The organism is Streptomyces sp. NPDC056600, from assembly GCF_042792855.1.
In the GTDB taxonomy this organism is placed as follows: domain Bacteria; phylum Actinomycetota; class Actinomycetes; order Streptomycetales; family Streptomycetaceae; genus Streptomyces.
Genome location: NZ_JBHTVQ010000033.1, coordinates 1 through 14,989, shown reverse-complemented (window position 1 = coordinate 14,989; position 14,989 = coordinate 1). Strand labels below are relative to the sequence as shown.

Annotated in this window: 13 protein-coding genes; 7 read left to right on the top strand and 6 right to left on the bottom strand. The window is 75.2% G+C overall.

The features are described from left to right. The first annotated feature begins 34 nt into the window (after window positions 1-34). Complete coding sequence (locus tag ACFRAV_RS17870) at window positions 35-1,669, top strand: alkaline phosphatase D family protein (protein WP_382556529.1); 1,635 nt, start codon at window positions 35-37, stop codon at window positions 1,667-1,669. Window positions 1,670-1,769: 100 nt separating this feature from the next. Here the strand turns inward: ACFRAV_RS17870 and ACFRAV_RS17865 are convergent, their stop codons facing one another. Beyond that, window positions 1,770-2,762 (bottom strand): Gfo/Idh/MocA family protein, encoded by a 993-nt coding sequence (locus ACFRAV_RS17865; RefSeq protein ID WP_382556526.1) that lies wholly within the window; start codon window positions 2,760-2,762, stop codon window positions 1,770-1,772. A gap of 199 nt (window positions 2,763-2,961) precedes the next feature. On the opposite strand from ACFRAV_RS17865, the gene ACFRAV_RS17860 reads away from it, so the two are divergent. After that, entirely contained in the window at window positions 2,962-3,984 is a 1,023-nt protein-coding gene (locus tag ACFRAV_RS17860) for a small ribosomal subunit Rsm22 family protein (protein ID WP_382556524.1), read from the top strand. Between the two features lie 106 nt (window positions 3,985-4,090). Then, window positions 4,091-4,819, top strand: coding sequence for a bifunctional DNA primase/polymerase (locus tag ACFRAV_RS17855; protein WP_382556522.1), 729 nt, complete (start codon window positions 4,091-4,093; stop codon window positions 4,817-4,819). Between the two features lie 65 nt (window positions 4,820-4,884). Here the strand turns inward: ACFRAV_RS17855 and ACFRAV_RS17850 are convergent, their stop codons facing one another. Beyond that, entirely contained in the window at window positions 4,885-5,844 is a 960-nt protein-coding gene (locus ACFRAV_RS17850; protein ID WP_382556520.1) for a hypothetical protein, read from the bottom strand. 91 nt (window positions 5,845-5,935) lie between these two features. On the opposite strand from ACFRAV_RS17850, the gene ACFRAV_RS17845 reads away from it, so the two are divergent. Together ACFRAV_RS17845 and ACFRAV_RS17840 are read left to right on the top strand one after the other, a co-directional pair. Then, the gene (locus tag ACFRAV_RS17845) at window positions 5,936-6,580 is read left to right on the top strand and encodes a PhzF family phenazine biosynthesis protein (protein WP_382556660.1); all 645 of its coding nucleotides are present in this window, start codon (window positions 5,936-5,938) and stop codon (window positions 6,578-6,580) included. A gap of 5 nt (window positions 6,581-6,585) precedes the next feature. Beyond that, window positions 6,586-6,999: a MazG-like family protein gene (locus ACFRAV_RS17840; RefSeq protein WP_382556518.1), complete on the top strand. Its 414-nt coding sequence runs from the start codon at window positions 6,586-6,588 to the stop codon at window positions 6,997-6,999. Window positions 7,000-7,025: 26 nt separating this feature from the next. Here ACFRAV_RS17840 and ACFRAV_RS17835 read toward each other — a convergent pair whose 3' ends face one another. Both ACFRAV_RS17835 and ACFRAV_RS17830 read right to left on the bottom strand, forming a co-directional pair. After that, on the bottom strand, window positions 7,026-8,243 hold the full coding sequence (locus tag ACFRAV_RS17835; RefSeq protein ID WP_382556516.1) for a beta-ketoacyl-[acyl-carrier-protein] synthase family protein: 1,218 nt from the start codon (window positions 8,241-8,243) through the stop codon (window positions 7,026-7,028). Next, window positions 8,240-8,581: an acyl carrier protein gene (locus ACFRAV_RS17830; protein ID WP_382556514.1), complete on the bottom strand. Its 342-nt coding sequence runs from the start codon at window positions 8,579-8,581 to the stop codon at window positions 8,240-8,242. The genes ACFRAV_RS17835 and ACFRAV_RS17830 overlap by 4 nt, the downstream gene beginning before the upstream one ends. Window positions 8,582-8,903: 322 nt before the next feature. On the opposite strand from ACFRAV_RS17830, the gene ACFRAV_RS17825 reads away from it, so the two are divergent. Continuing rightward, the gene (locus tag ACFRAV_RS17825; RefSeq protein WP_382556511.1) at window positions 8,904-11,084 is read left to right on the top strand and encodes an MMPL family transporter; all 2,181 of its coding nucleotides are present in this window, start codon (window positions 8,904-8,906) and stop codon (window positions 11,082-11,084) included. Here the strand turns inward: ACFRAV_RS17825 and ACFRAV_RS17820 are convergent. Next, window positions 11,066-11,716, bottom strand: coding sequence for a LuxR C-terminal-related transcriptional regulator (locus ACFRAV_RS17820; RefSeq protein WP_382556509.1), 651 nt, complete (start codon window positions 11,714-11,716; stop codon window positions 11,066-11,068). The genes ACFRAV_RS17825 and ACFRAV_RS17820 overlap by 19 nt on opposite strands. Then, window positions 11,680-12,948, bottom strand: a complete 1,269-nt coding sequence (locus ACFRAV_RS17815; protein WP_382556506.1) for a sensor domain-containing protein — start codon at window positions 12,946-12,948, stop codon at window positions 11,680-11,682. The genes ACFRAV_RS17820 and ACFRAV_RS17815 overlap by 37 nt, the downstream gene beginning before the upstream one ends. 290 nt (window positions 12,949-13,238) lie before the next feature. Between ACFRAV_RS17815 and ACFRAV_RS17810 the strand changes: the two genes are divergently transcribed. Then, the gene (locus ACFRAV_RS17810) at window positions 13,239-14,921 is read left to right on the top strand and encodes a M4 family metallopeptidase (protein WP_382556503.1); all 1,683 of its coding nucleotides are present in this window, start codon (window positions 13,239-13,241) and stop codon (window positions 14,919-14,921) included. The last annotated feature ends 68 nt before the right edge of the window (window positions 14,922-14,989 follow it).

Below are 14,989 nucleotides of genomic sequence, written 5' to 3'. Positions count from 1 at the left end.
CACCCCGTCACCGTCCTCGTCCCGGAAGGCCACCATGCCCTCGCCCACCGGTCCGCACTCCGCCGAACTCCGTGACGCCGCGCTCCGGCTCGGCCGCCGAAGATTCCTGACCACCACCGCCGCGGCGGCCGCGCTGGCCTTCGCGGTGGGCCTGCCCGGCGCCGGCACCGCCGCCGCGGACGAGCTCGAGCCCGCGCAGCTGTCCGAGGACCCGTTCACGCTGGGCGTGGCCTCCGGCGACCCGCTGCCGGACTCGGTGGCGCTGTGGACCCGGCTGGCTCCCAGGCCCCTGGACCCCGACGGCGGGCTGCCGGACCGGCGGGTCTCCGTGCACTGGGAGCTGGCCCACGACGAACGCTTCACCCGCGTCGTCCGGCGCGGTCACGCCTGGGCGCACCCGGAGTTCGACCACGCCGTCCACGTCGACGTGCGCCACCTGCGGCCCGGCACGGAGTACCACTACCGCTTCCGGGTGGGCGACTGGGTGAGCCCGGCGGGCCGTACCCGCACCGCGCCCGCGTACGGGGCCCGGGTCGACCGGCTGCGGTTCGGCCTGGTGTCCTGCCAGCGCTACGACCAGGGCCACTGGACCGCCTACCGCCACCTGGCCGGCGAGGACCTCGACGCGGTCTTCCACCTCGGCGACTACCTGTACGAGTACGCCGTGGACGCCAAGGGCGGCGCCCGCAACTACACGGACCGGGTGATCCCGGCCCACTTCGCCCACGAGACGGTGACGCTGGAGGACTACCGCCTGCGGTACGCGCTCTACAAGTCCGACCCGGACCTGATCGCCGCCCACCTCGCGCACCCGTTCGTGGTGACCTGGGACGACCACGAGACCGAGAACAACTACGCGGGCGACCACCCGGAGGGCTCGCTCCCGCCGGAGGAGTGGCTGCTGCGCCGCGCCGCGGCCTACCGCGCGTACTGGGAGAACATGCCGCTGCGCGCCGCCCAGCGGCCCGAGGGCCCTGACCTGAAGCTGTACCGGCGGATGCACTGGGGCGGCCTGGCCCAGTTCGACGTCCTGGACACCCGGCAGTACCGCACCGACCAGGCGAACGGGGACGGCTGGAAGACGCCCACCGCCGAGTCGGAGGCGGAGTCGATGACGCTGACCGGGGCGGAGCAGGAGCGGTGGCTCGTCGACGGCTGGCGCCGCTCCTCGGCCGTCTGGAACGTGGTGCCGCAGCAGGTCACCTTCAGCCGCCGCAACCACGCCACCGCGGGGAACACCACGCTGTCGATGGACTCGTGGGACGGCTACCCGGCCTCCCGGCGGCGGGTGCTGGAGGGGTGGAAGGCGTCCGGCCAGGAGAACCTGGTGATCCTCACCGGCGACGTCCACGTGCACTACGGGCTGGACGTCAAGGAGGACTTCGACGACCCCACCTCGCGGACGCTGGGCACCGAGATCGTCACCAGCTCGATCTCCTCGGGCGGCGACGGCTCGGCACGGCCGTCGAACTGGGCGGGGTACCACGCGCGGAACCCGCACCTGAAGTTCTACAACGGGCTGCGGGGCTACGCCACGGTGGAGCTGGGCCGGCGGGAGGCCCGGACGGAGTTCAAGACCGTCGAAAAAATCACCACGCCGGGCGCGCCGCTGACGGTGGCCGCCGCGTTCACCACGGAGGCGGGCAACCCGGGACTCACCCCGGCCTGACGGCGCTCCCGGCTCCGGGGGCGCCGGCTCGTCGCCCGCACCCCCGGAGCCGGTCAGGGCCGGTTCGCGGCCGGTCGGGACCGGGGCCGCCGGCCCGGGGTCACTCGCCCGGGTAGCGGACTCCGACCTGGTCGCGGATCGCGTCGAGGGTGCGCATGACGGCGAGGGTCGACTCCAGCGGGACCAGCGGGGACTCGGTCTCGCCGGCCCGGATCGCGCGCATCACCTCGAGCGCCTCGTGGCGGAAGCTGCTGCGCAGGCCGTCGCCCGCGGTGAGCGCGAACTCCTGCGGCTCGCGGCCCTCGCGGTGCAGGACGAAACGATCCGCCTGGAAGAAGCCGTCGGGCACGTCGATCCGGCCGCGGGTGCCGGTGACGGAGGCGGTGATGCCCGTCGCACCGACGATGGAGCAGTGCACCAGACCGAGAGCACCGCTCTCCCAGCCGAGCACCGCTCCGGTCTGGAGATCGACGCCCTCCGGCGAGAGCACCGACTGGGCGGTGACGCGGTCCGGCTCCCCCAGCAGCATCTGCGCGAAGGCGATCGGGTAGACGCCGAGGTCGAGCAGCGCCCCGCCGCCCTGCTGCGGGTCGCGCAGCCGGTGCGCGACCGGGAACGGGCCGGCCAGGCCGAAGTCGGCCTGCACCGTCCGCACCTCGCCGATCTCGCCCTCCTCCACCAGCTGCCGCATCCGGCGCACCAGCGGGTTGCAGGCGGTCCACATCCCCTCCATCAGGAAGCGCCCGCGGTCCCGCGCCAGCGCGACCAGTTCCTCGGCCTCGCGCAGGTTCAGCGTGAACGGCTTCTCGCACAGCACGCCGCGTCCGGCCTCCAGGCACATCCCGGCGGCCGCCCGGTGGGCGGTGTGCGGGGTGGCGACGTAGACCACGTCGACGTCCTCGTCGGCGGCCAGCGACGCCCAGTCCCCGTAGGCCCTGGGGATGCCGAACCGCTCGGCGAACGCGTCGGCCGACTCCTTGGACCGCGAACCGACCGCCACCAGCTCGGCGTCCGGGATGTCGACGAGGTCACCCGCGAAGGCCGCGGCGATCCCGCCCGTGGCCAGAATTCCCCATCGCACCGTCTCAGCCATCCCGGCCGCTCCTCACCTCGTGACATCAGCCCTGCGCAGAGCATAGATCGGCCGCCGCGCACTCCGGCCCGCCCGGCCCCGACGTCTCACGGACCGGGCACCGGCCGCCCCCGGGCCACCGCCCCGGCGGCCCGGGGGCGGCCACCGGGACCGGGCGGCGGCGGCCGAGGCGGTGCCCGGCGGCTGCGACAATCGGGGGGTGAACATCGTGTCGTCCCCCGCCGAGACCCTCCGGACCGCGCTCGCGGCGCTGCTCGACGGACTCCCGCCCCGGCAGGCCGCCCAGGCCGTGGACCGGCTGATCGCCAACTACCGCGGCCGGACCCCCACCGACGCCCCCATCCTGCGCGACCGCGCGGACGTGGCGGGGTACGCGGCCTACCGGATGCCGGCCACCTTCGAGGCGGTGCGTTCGGCGCTGGAGGCGTTCGCCTCGGCGGTCCCGGGGTGGACGCCCGCCTCGCACGTGGACGTGGGCGGCGGCACCGGCGCGGCCACCTGGGCGGTCACCGCCGCCTGGGACGGGGAGCGGCCCGTGACGGTGCTGGACTGGGCGGAGCCCGCCCTCGCGCTCGGCCGCGAGCTGGCCGCCGCGTACCCGGCCCTGGCCGAGGCGCGCTGGCAGCGCTCGCGCATCGGAGCGGCGCTCCGGATCGAGAGCACCGATCTCGTCACGGTGTCCTACGTCCTCGGTGAGCTCACCGAGCAGGACCGCGCCCATGTCGTCGACGCCGCGGCCGCCGCCGCCCCGTCCGTCGTGGTCGTCGAGCCCGGCACTCCCGACGGCTACGCCCGGGTGATCGCCGCCCGGGACCGCCTGATCGCGGCCGGCTTCCGCGTGGCCGCCCCCTGCCCGCACAGCGCGGCCTGCCCGATCGTGCCCGGCGAGGACTGGTGCCACTTCTCGGTCCGGGTCAGCCGCTCCTCCCTGCACCGCCAGGTGAAGGCCGGCTCGCTGCCCTACGAGGACGAGAAGTTCAGCTACGTCGCCGCCACCCGGCTGCCCGCGGCCGAGGTCTCCCCCGCCCCGTCCCGGGTGGTGCGGCGCCCGCAGATCCGCAAGGGGCAGGTGCTGCTCGACCTGTGCGAGGCCGAGGAGCAGCTGCGCCGCCACACGGTGACCAAACGCCACGGCGACCTCTACAGGGCGGCCCGGGACGCCGACTGGGGGGACTCCTGGCCGCCCGCCGAGCCCGGCAATTACCATGAAATCAGGCAATGACCTCCGATCGGAGCGCCGGGTGCGTTTCCGCAGGCTCGCCCCGGACGGACGTGACGGTGCGACCATGGGGCATGTTGTCCGCACCATCGGCGAGGTGAGGGGATAGATGAGCGCGACGTTCGGCGGCCGTCCCGGCCGGCAGAGCAGGATCTCCCAGTGGCTGCGCGGACGGCGTCCGCAGGAGGCCGCCGGGGCCGAGGACCGTGAGGCCCTGCTCCTCGCCGCCGCGGCCGCGGGGCTGCCGCTCGCGCCGGCCGCGCACCCGGTCGGCTACCGGTGTTCGTGCGAACGGGTCGGCTGTCCCACGCCCGCCCGGCACCCGCTCTCCTTCGCCTGGCAGACGCAGTCCACCACCGATCCCGCGCAGGTCGGGCGGTGGCTGAGCGCCGACCCGGAGGCCAACTTCATCACCGCCACCGGCATGCTCAACGACGTGCTGGACGTCCCGCTCGACGCGGGCCGCGCCGCGCTGGAGCGGCTGCTCGCCGAGGGGATCGACGTCGGCCCGGTCGCGGAGAGCGACGACGGGCGGATGCTCTTCTTCACGCAGACCCGCGGCACGCCCGAGGACGAGGACGAGTGGTGGCCCTGCGAGCTCGACTCGCACCCCGAGACCGACGAGGACCATCCCGGTCTGCGCTGGCACTGCCGCGGCTCGTACGTCCTGGTGCCGCCCGCCCGGCTGCCGGGCGACGACGGCCGGGCCGTGCGGTGGGTACGCGGCCCGGAGCACGCCCTGCCGGAGCCGCTGCTGCTGCTCGAGGCCCTGACCGACGCCATCGAGAAGCACGCCGGCGAGGAGCCGGCCGGCGCGGTCTGGCCCCTCCAGCGCTGACCTGCCGGCCGGCGGGGCGGCCCGCCGCTCCCCCGCGCGCGGCGGCTACTCCCCGCGCGCGGCGGCTACTCCCCGCGCGCCGCGGTGAGCCCCGGCACCCGGCTCAGGAAGACGGCCTGCCCCTTGCGCGGCACCCGCACCGCCTGCTGCGAGACGTACTCCATGGTGAGCGTCTGGCCGACCTCGCCGGTGATCAGCGCCCGCACGTCCTCGTTCTGCACCGGTATCTCCGTGCCCTGGGCGGCCGTGAGCCGCTCGAAGTGCCGGGTCGCGAAGAAGACCAGTGCCCCGCCGTCGGCGGTGCGCAGTCCCAGCGGCGCGTAGTCGCCCTTGGTGAGCGCCTCGTCCTTGAACTGCCGCACCAGCCCGGGCCGCTTCTCGTTGCGCTCCCGCTGCTCGCGCACCACGCTGGTGTGCGGCCCCTGGGCGAAGGTCTCGCCGCCCTCGCCGAGGTAGTCGGCGTACGCCTCGCTCAGCTTCGACGGGGGGAGGGCCAGTTGGTCGCCCGCCGCCGCGGGCACCGCGTGGCCGTCCTCGTCCTTGCGGAAGTCCGGCACGTCGTCGGGGTCGAGGAGCGTCAGGTAGGCCGCCTGCCAGGGCTCCTTCGCGTGCTCCTTGACGAACACCAGCATCCAGCGGGCGTCGCCGCCCTTGTTGCCCCGGGCGTCCGCGAGGAACCAGCGCGGCCAGCCCGCCTTGGCGGGGATGGTGTAGCGCGCGTCGCTCAGTTCAAGCGGCTCGTGGGCCGCGTTGCCGTCGGGGTGGTTGGCGTGGCGCGCCTTCAGCCGCGCGCCGTCTATGGCGCCGAACGCGCCGGTGACCCGGTCCTCGTCGAGGCTCCGGTCGTACGCCTCGTCCGCCGCGTTGTAGGCGTCGGTGAACGTGCGCAGCGCGCCGGCGGCCTCCTTCGGGGTGGCGGCCGGCAGGACCTCCCGCTCCCCGTGCACCACGACGCACCCGCTCAGGGCCAGGGACAGCGCGGCCAGGACGGCCGGCAGGACGCGACGCCCCCTCGTGCTCTTCAACTCGCCTTCTCCTTCCGGCTTACGCAGCCGCACCCTACCCGTGACGGGCGGGGCGCGCGGGCGGTACCGGGGGGATGCTTGAATGCGCGACGTGACTCCTTACGACGTGCTCCGGGTCTTCTGCGACGCCGGGCGCGGCTACGGCAACGAACTCGCCGTGGTCCGCGACGGCTCGAAGATCCCCGGCGAGACCGAACGGCAGGCGATGGCCGCCGAACTCGGCTTCAGCGAGACGGTGTTCGTCGACGACCCGGAGCGCGGTGTGATCGACATCTACACCCCGACGCTGCGGCTGCCGTTCGCCGGCCACCCCTGCGTGGGCACCGCCTGGCTGCTGGACCTGCCCGAGCTGATCACCGCCGCCGGCGAGGTGGGGGTCCGGCTGGACGGCGAGTTCACCTGGATCGAGGCCCGCGCCGAGTGGGCGCCGCCGCGCGTCCTGCGCCAGTACGCCTCCGCCGTCGAGGTGGACTCCCTCGACGTGCCGGAGAAGGGCGAGTGGATCTACGCCTGGGCCTGGGAGGACGAGGCGGCGGGCCGCGTCCGGGCCCGCGCCTTCCCCGGCCGGGACGACGGCATCGACGAGGACGAGGCGACCGGCGCGGCCGCGCTGCTCCTCACCCAGCAGTTGGGACGCGCCCTGAACATCTCCCAGGGCGCCGGCTCGCAGATCCTGACGGCGCCGCAGCCGGGCGGCTGGGTGGAGATCGGCGGCCGCGTCGTTCTGGAGCGCTGACCTGCGTGGACGAGCGACGGATGTGGGAGTCGGTCGAGGACCTGTGGACCTGGATCGACCGGAGCAACGCGCGGCCCCGCGAGCAGGAGGTGCTGCTGGCCGTGCTGAAGCTGTCCGAGGAGGTCGGCGAGACGGCCCAGGCGGTGATCGGCGCGATGGGCCACAACCCGCGCAAGGGCGTCACCCACGACTGGGAGGACGTCCGGGCCGAGCTGTGCGACGTGGCGCTCAGCGCGCTGATCGCGCTGCGGGTCCTCACCCCGGACGCGGGCGAGGAGTTCACCGCCCACGTGGAACGCGTCCGGGAGCGATCGGCCGCCTTCGCGGCCGGGAAGACCGCCCTCGACGCCGGGAAGGCCGCCCTCGACGCGGGGAAGGCCGCCGGGACCGGGAGGGACGGCCCGCCCGAGGCCGGCTGACCTCTCCCGGCCCCGGGCCGGGGGCCTCAGGGCGCGGTGAACACGAGCGCCGCGTTGTGCCCGCCGAAGCCCACCGAGTTGGAGATCACCGACCGCAACGCGACGCGGCGGGGGGCGCCCGCGACCACGTCCAGGTCGATCTCCGGGTCCTGCCGGTCCAGGTTGGCGGTGGGCGGGACGACCTGCTGGTGCAGGGAGAGCACGCTGAAGGCGGCCTCCATCGCGGAACCGCCGGCGATGGCGTGACCGAACACGCCCTTGTTCGCGGTGACCGGCGGCGGGGTGCCGAACACGGCGCGCAGCGCGAGGTGTTCGGCCAGGTCGTTGAGGGTGGTCGAGGTCCCGTGGGCGTTGACGTGGTCGATGTCGGCGGGGCTCAGGCCCGCGTCGGCGATCGCCGCACGCATCGCCCGGGCCGCTCCGGCGCCCTCGGGCTCCGGAGCCACGCAGTGGTGGGCGTCACCGGCGAGCCCTTGTCCGGCGAGGCGGGCGTAGACGCGGGCACGGCGGGCGCGGGCGTGCTCCTCGCGTTCCAGGACCAGCACCCCGGCCCCCTCGGAGAGGACGAAGCCGTCCCGGTCGGCGTCGAACGGCCGGGAGGCGGCCGCCGGGTCGTCGCCGCGGCAGGAGAGGGCGCCCATCCGCCAGAAGGCGGCCGAACCCCAGGCGTTGCGGGCCGACTCGGTGCCGCCGACGACCACGATGTCGCAGGCGCCGGAGTCCAGCAGCAGCTTGGCCATGGCGATGCCGGAGGCGCCGGAGGTGCAGTTGGTGCTGGTGGTGAGGATCGGGCCACGTGCACCGAGGTCGATGGAGACCTCCCCCGCCGCCATCCCCGGCTGGCTGCGCGCCACCAGGCTGGGGGTGATGGCGCCGTACCGGCCCTCCATCAGCTTGGTGTACTCGTCCGTGTGCGCCATGGCGCTGCCGCCGACACCGATGACCACCCCGACCCGCTCGCCGTCCCACTCCTCCGGGTACAGGGCGGCGTCGGCGACGGCCTCCCGGGCGGCGACGACGGCGAACTGGATGAAGCGGTCGGTACGCCAGCGCAGGCCCCGGCCGAGCCGGGCGGCGATCGCCTCGTCCTCGATCCGGCAGGAGAAGTCGACCGGCAGGCCCTCCAGTTCGGGGTCGCGGGCCGCGGTGGGGACGCCGCTGAGCAGGCGTTCCCATGCCTCCTTGACCCCGACGCCGCCCGGGGCGACGATCCCCAGGCCGGTGACCGCGATCGCGGAGCTCACTGGGCGGCCCCCGCCGTCTCGCCCCTCACGTCCGCGGCGGCCTCGGCCGTCCCGGCCGCCCCGGCCGCCCCGGCCGCCCCGGCTGCCCCGGCTGCCGCAGCCGCCTCGGCGATGATCCGGAGGCCGTCGGCCAGGGTGGTGTCGGGACCGAGGCCGGGCAGGCCGGGCGGCAGGCTGACGCCGTCCTCGTCCTCGATGATCGCGAGGATCTCGGCCATGGCCAGCGAGTCGATGTCCAGCTCCCTGAGGGTGGCGTCCGGGCGCAGCGCCTCGGGCGCGATCTCGAAGTGGTCGCGCAGCATGGCCTCGAGCCGTGCGACGAGCGGCAGGTCCGTCAACTGTCTCTCCTCACGAGCGGGTGACGAAGGGCGGCCCGTGCCGTGCGGGGGTGCTGTGGGCCACCGCGGAGGGTGCTCGTCCCCGGCCGGGTCACCGCAGGGCCGCACCGCCCGCCGAACAGGTGGGATTCGGGTCCGGACACGGTGGATCACCCGGCAGCCGCGTCCGACTTCGGCACCGTAGGCGCATCGCACAGGCGGACAATCGGTGACACGCACCCCGCGTCGTCCGGATTCACCAGGGCGGCGGTGCGCCTCGGCGCCACCGGCGACGGATGGCTCCCGGCGTGGCCGGGGCGCGGTGTCGGGAGGTGGTGACGGCGTGGAGACGGTCGGCGGGAAGAGCGGCGGGCCCGAACGGCAGGGGGCCCGGGACCCCCTGCGGCGGCGGGCGCTGATGGTGGTGGCGGGCGCGTTGCTGGCCCTGTTCGGCGCGGGGGCGCTGGCCCCCGCGGCGCTGGCGTCGCTGGACACCGGCGGTGCGGCCGCCACCGGCACCGAGGCCGTGCGGGCGGCGCGGGCGGCGGAACGGCTGGGGGTGGCGGCGCCCGACCTGGTGCTGGTGGTCACCGGGCGCGAGCCGTCGGCCGTCGCGGCGGGCTCGCGGGCGGTGACGGGCGCCCTGGACGGCGATCCGGCGGTGCGGCGGGCCTGGACGGCCACCGCCTCCCCCGCAGATCCGACCCGTTCCCCGGACGGCGGCCTGCGGCTGGTGTCGGTGCGGATGACGGGCGACGGCGTGGACCGCAGGAAGGCCGCCGCCGGGGTGCTGGCCGCGGCGCGGGCGGCCGCGCCCCGGGGGGTGCGGGTGGAGGCGACCGGGCCGGTGTGGGTGGGCCGGGAGCTCAGCCGGGCGTCGGCGGCCGGCCTCGCGCGGGCCGAACTCCTCGCCGCGCCGCTGGTGTTCGCGGTGCTGGTGTTCGCCTACGGCTCGGCCGTCTCGGCACTGCTGCCGGTGGGGGTGGCGGTGCTCACGGTGGCCTGCTCGATCCCGGTGATCGGGCTGCTGGCCCGCTTCCTCGACGTCTCCTCGTTCGCGGTGAACGCGGCCGCCGCCATCGGATTCGGGCTGGCGGTCGACTACACGCTGTTCCTGCTGGCGCGGGTGAAGGAGCACACCGGGCGGAGCGAGGACCTCGAGTCGGCGCTGGCGGCGGCGCGCCGCTCCAGCGGCCGGTCGATCGTGTTCTCGGCGGTGGCGGTGGCCTGCTGCATGGCGTCGGCGCTGGTGGTCCCGGTGCCGCTGCTGCGGGCGCTGGCGCTCGCCGGGGCGACGGCGACGGTGCTGGCGGCGGTGGTCGCGCTGACCGTGCTGCCGTCGTGCCTGCGACTGCTGGGCGGGAGGGTCGACCGGTGCGATCCGCTGCGGCGGTGGCGGCGGGCGCGCACCGGTGACGACAGCCGGTTCTGGCGGCGCGTCTGCCTGGCGGTGACCGCGCGGCCGTGGGCGGCGGGCTCGCTCACGGCGCTGCTGCTGGTGCTGCTGGCGGCTCCGGTCACCCAGGCGCGGTTCGGCCTGTCCGACGAGCGTGCGCTGCCCGCCTCGGCGCAGGTGGCCCGCACCCAGGAGCGGGTGGACGCGGAGCTGGCCTCGCCGCCGGAGCGGATGCTGACCGTGGTGCTCACCGGGGTGGCCCGGCCGGGCGCGACGGCCCCCTACCTGGAGAGGCTGCGGGCTGTCGAGGACGTCACCTGGGTGCGTCCGGTCGCCACCGGGCGGGGCACGCGGGCGGGCGGCGTGGTGCTGGCGGTGGCGCTGGACGCGGCCCCGGACTCGGCGCGGGCCCGGACGGCGCTGGAGGCGGTGCGGGCGGTGCCCGCGCCGGGCGAGGTGGCGGTGGGCGGCCGGACCGCGGAGATCGCCGACACCAACGCGGCGGTGCGCCGGGCGCTGCCGTGGTGTCTGACGTCGCTGGCGGCCGCGCTGACGCTGCTGCTGGGGTACTTCACCCGCAGCTGGATCGCCCCGGTGAAGGCCCTGGCGGTGGCGGTGCTGAGTCTGGGCGCGAGCATCGGCGCGGTGGTCTGGGTGTTCCAGGAGGGGCGGATGCGGTGGCTGGTGGGCGGATTCACGGTCACCGGCACGCTGGACGCCTCGCTGCTGCTGTTCACGCTGTTCGTCGCGCTGGCCCTGTCGGTGGACTACGAGGTGTTCCTGCTGGGCCGCATCCGCGAGGAGTTCGACCGGTGCGGGGACAACCGGCGGTCCGTCATCGACGGCATCGCCCGCACGGCGCGGCTGCTGACCTCGGCGGCGGCCGCGGTGGCGATCTCGACGGCGGCGATGGCCTCGGCGCCGGTGACGACGCTCAAGCTGATCGGCGTGGGCATCGCGCTGGCGGCGGTGGTGGACGCGGTGCTGGTCCGCGGGGTGCTGGTGCCGGCGGTGATGGCGGTCCTGGGGCCGGCCAACTGGTGGAGCCCGTACGGCTCGCCGCGCCGGGCCGAGCCGGCGGAGCCGGAGCGGGAGCCGGCTGCCCCGGTTCAGGCGGCGTCGAGGTAGGCGAGGACTGCCAGGACCCGGCGGTTGTCGTCGTCGGACACCTCCAGGCCGAGCTTGGCGAAGATGTTGGCGGTGTGCTTGGCGACGGCCCGCTCGGTGACCGTCAGGCGGCCGGCGATGGCCGCGTTGGAGCGGCCCTGCGCCATCAGCTCCAGCACCTCCCGCTCACGCGGGGTGAGCCGTGAGACGGGCCGGTCGTCGCCCGCACTGCGCTGGAGCAGCTGGGAGATGACCTGGGGGTCCATGGCGGTGCCGCCGGCCGCGACCCGGCGGACGGCCTCGGTGAACTGCCCGGCGTCCAGCACCCGGTCCTTCAGCAGGTAGCCGACGCCGCCGCTGCCGTCGGCGAGCAGTTCGCGGGCGTAGAGCTGCTCGACGTGCTGGGAGAGCACCAGCACCGGCAGGCCGGGGCGGCGGCGCCGGGCCCGCAGGGCGCACTGCAGCCCCTCGTCGGTGAAGGAGGGCGGGAGCCGGACGTCGACGACGGCGACGTCCGGCTCCAGTTCCTCCAGGGCGCGGTCCAGTCCTGGGCCGTTGTCGACGGCGGCGGCGATCTCGAAGCCGTGCGCCTCCAGCAGCCGGACCAGGCCGTCCCTCAGCAGGAAGAGGTCTTCGGCGAGGACAACGCGCACGGAATCTCCAGGGTCACCACGGTGGGGCCGCCGGTCGGACTGCTGACGGCCAGGACACCGTCGAATGCTCCCAGCCGCCGCTCCACCCCCGCCAGTCCGGTGCCGGCCGCCGGGTCGGCGCCGCCGCGCCCGTCGTCGCTGACGGTCAGGCGCAGCATGCCGTCGCGGTACCCCAGTTCCAGCCAGATCCGGGTCGCCTCGGCGTGCTTGACGACGTTGGTCAGCATCTCGCTGAGCGCGAAGTAGACGGCCGACTCCACGGCGGCCTCCGGCCTGCCGGGAAGGTCGACGTCGGCCTCCACCGGCAGCGGCGTCCGGAGCGCGAGCGCCCGCGCCGCGTCGCCGAGGCCGCGCTCCGCCAGCACCGGCGGGTGGATGCCGCGCACCAGGTCGCGCAGTTCGGCGAGCGCCTCGGCGGACTCGGCGCGTGCCTGGGCGAGCAGCAGCCGTGCCTGCGAGGGGTCCCGGTCGAGGAGGGTCTCGATGGTGCCGAGGCTCATCCCCATGGCGACCAGCCGGGCCTGCGCCCCGTCGTGCAGGTCGCGTTCGATGCGGCGCAGTTCGGCGGCGGAGGTGTCCACGGCGTCGTGCCGGGTGCGGGCGAGTTGCTCCACCCGGCGCTCCAGCGTGGCGCGGCCGGGGGACAGCAGGGTCCGGGTGAGCGTGAAGTGGGCGCGCAGCAGGCGGTCGTTGAAGCGGAACGCGAGGTGCAGCACGAGCAGTCCGAGGAGCCCGGCGCCGATCGCGTCGGCCTGCGAGCTGACCGGGAGGAACAGGTACCAGTAGTCCCCGCCCTCCGCGACGACCCGCCAGTGCCCGAGCGGCAGGGCGATCCCCTGCACGGCGTTGCTCAGCAGGGCCACGGGCAGCATCGCGAGGAGGAAGCCCGCGGTCATGTCCACCGGGAGCCAGAGCAGGTCGCGGCGGACCGCCGGGTCCGTCATCAGGTGCAGGGTGCGGGCCGGACCGGTGGCGGGCAGTCCGGCGGGGCCGGGGCCGTACCCGGCGGGCGGGATGTCGATGCCGTACCAGCGGGCCGCGGCCAGCCTCCGCAGGTCGGCGAACCGGCGGATGACGTCCAGCAGGGGCGGCAGCAGCAGGGTGCCGACGCCGAGAGGGACCAGGGCGGCGGCCAGCAGGGTGAGGAACAGCAGGAGGGAGGAGCCGATGAGGGAGAACGTTCCCAGGGCGAAACCGCGTGCCGCGGCCACGAATGCCTTCTTGGCGGACATGTGTCCAACTCCCCGTCGTCCGGTGCTGTTTCGCCGGGTGTGTTCCCGACGTCCCCGACGCTACGGCCGGTGGGCGGCGGCCGCACGGGGCACCGCCCCCCGTCGGGGGTGGTGCCAGGTACACCCTCTCCTGCCGCGCCCCCTTCCCGCCCCGCTCGGGCACCGCCGGGACGCGGTCGTCGCAGGTGGCGCGGAATCGCCGTCGGCGCGCCGCACTCCGCACGTCGCTCACCGGATCTCCCCAGCCGGACGGGTCTCGTCCGCTCCCGGGCGGGACAACCATGCTTGTCATGGACACCAACCGCCCCCGGCTCTCGCGCCCCCGCGCGAGAGACACCGGATCACGCTTGGCCGCCACCGCCGCGGCCGCCGCCGCGCTGCTGCTGGCCACCGCCCTGCCCGTCACGGCCTCCGCGGCGCCCTCCGCGCCGCAGGCCCCCTCCCCCGGCCGCGAGGCCGCCGCCGTCGCCCGCGCGGAGAAGGCGGTCGCCGCCCGGGCCGCGAGCCTCGGCCTCGGCGCGCGGCAGGAACTCGTCGTCAAGGACGTGGTCGTCGACGCGGACGGCTCCGAACACGTCCGCTTCGACCGCACCTACGCCGATCTCCCCGTGCTGGGCGGCGACTTCGTCGTCCACCTCTCGCCGAAGGGCGCGTTCGAGGGCGCCGACCGGGCGAGCCGCGCGCGGCTGTCCGTGCCGGCCCTCACCCCGGCCGTGTCCGAGTCCAGGGCCCTGGACGTCGCGGAGGACCTCCTGCGGTCCGTGGAGCGGACCGTGGTCGCGCCCGAGGCCGACTCGCGCCTGGTGGTGGACGCCCTGAACGGCCGGACCCCGCGGCTGGCCTGGCACACCGAGGTGACCGCGAAGGACGCGCGGGGCAACCCGGTCGGCCGTGAGGTGCTGGTGGACGCCCGCACCGGCAAGGAGCTGGACTCCTGGGACTCCGTGCACGCCGCGACCGGCACCGGGCGCTCCCTGTACGCGGGCACCGTGCCGCTGGAGACCACCGGCAGCGGGACCTCGTACTCCCTGAAGGACCCGACCCGGGGCAACACCTACACGGGTGACGCGGCGAACAAGACCGACCTGTGCATCCTCACCCTGTGCCTGCGCCGCGCCCCCTCCACGGTCTTCACCGACGCCGACAACGCCTGGGGCACCGGCGCCGCCTCCGACCGCGCCTCCGCCGCCGTGGACGCCCAGTACGGCACGAACATGACCTGGGACTACTTCAAGAACGTGCACGGCCGGCTCGGCATCGCGGGCGACGGCAAGGGCTCGTACAACCGCGTGCACTACGGCAGCAACTACAACAACGCCTTCTGGGACGACAGTTGCTTCTGCATGACCTACGGCGACGGTGACGGCACCACCTTCGGCCCGCTGGTCTCGCTGGACGTGGCGGGCCACGAGATGAGCCACGGCGTGACCTCGGCGACCGCGGACCTCACGTACTCCGGGGAGTCCGGCGGTCTCAACGAGGCCACCTCCGACATCTTCGGCTCGCTGGTCGAGTTCCACGCCGCCAACGCGAGCGACCCGGGCGACTACTACGTCGGCGAGGAGATAGTGAAGCCCGGCTTCGGCGACGCCGCCCTGCGCTTCATGGACCGGCCGGACCGCGACGGCTCCTCCGCCGCCTGCTGGTCCTCCACGACCAAGAACCTGGACGTGCACTACTCGTCCGGCGTCGCCAACCACTTCGCCTACCTGCTCGCCGAGGGCACCGGCACGCAGGACATCGGCGGCCTGGAGCACTCCGGCACCACCTGCGACGGCTCCACCCTCACGGGCATCGGCCGGGGCAAGCTCGGCGCGATCTGGTACCGGGCGCTGACCGTGCACATGACCTCGTCCACCACCTACGCCGGCGCCCGCGCGGCCACCCTCGCGGCGGCCGGCGAGCTCTACGGCGCCGGCTCGGCCGAGCAGAACGCGGTCGCAGCCGCCTGGACCGCCGTCAACGTGCGCTGACGACCGGCTAGGTCCGCGCGCACCGGTTCCCCGTGCCGCCCGGGCGGCACGGGGAACCGGTGCGCGCG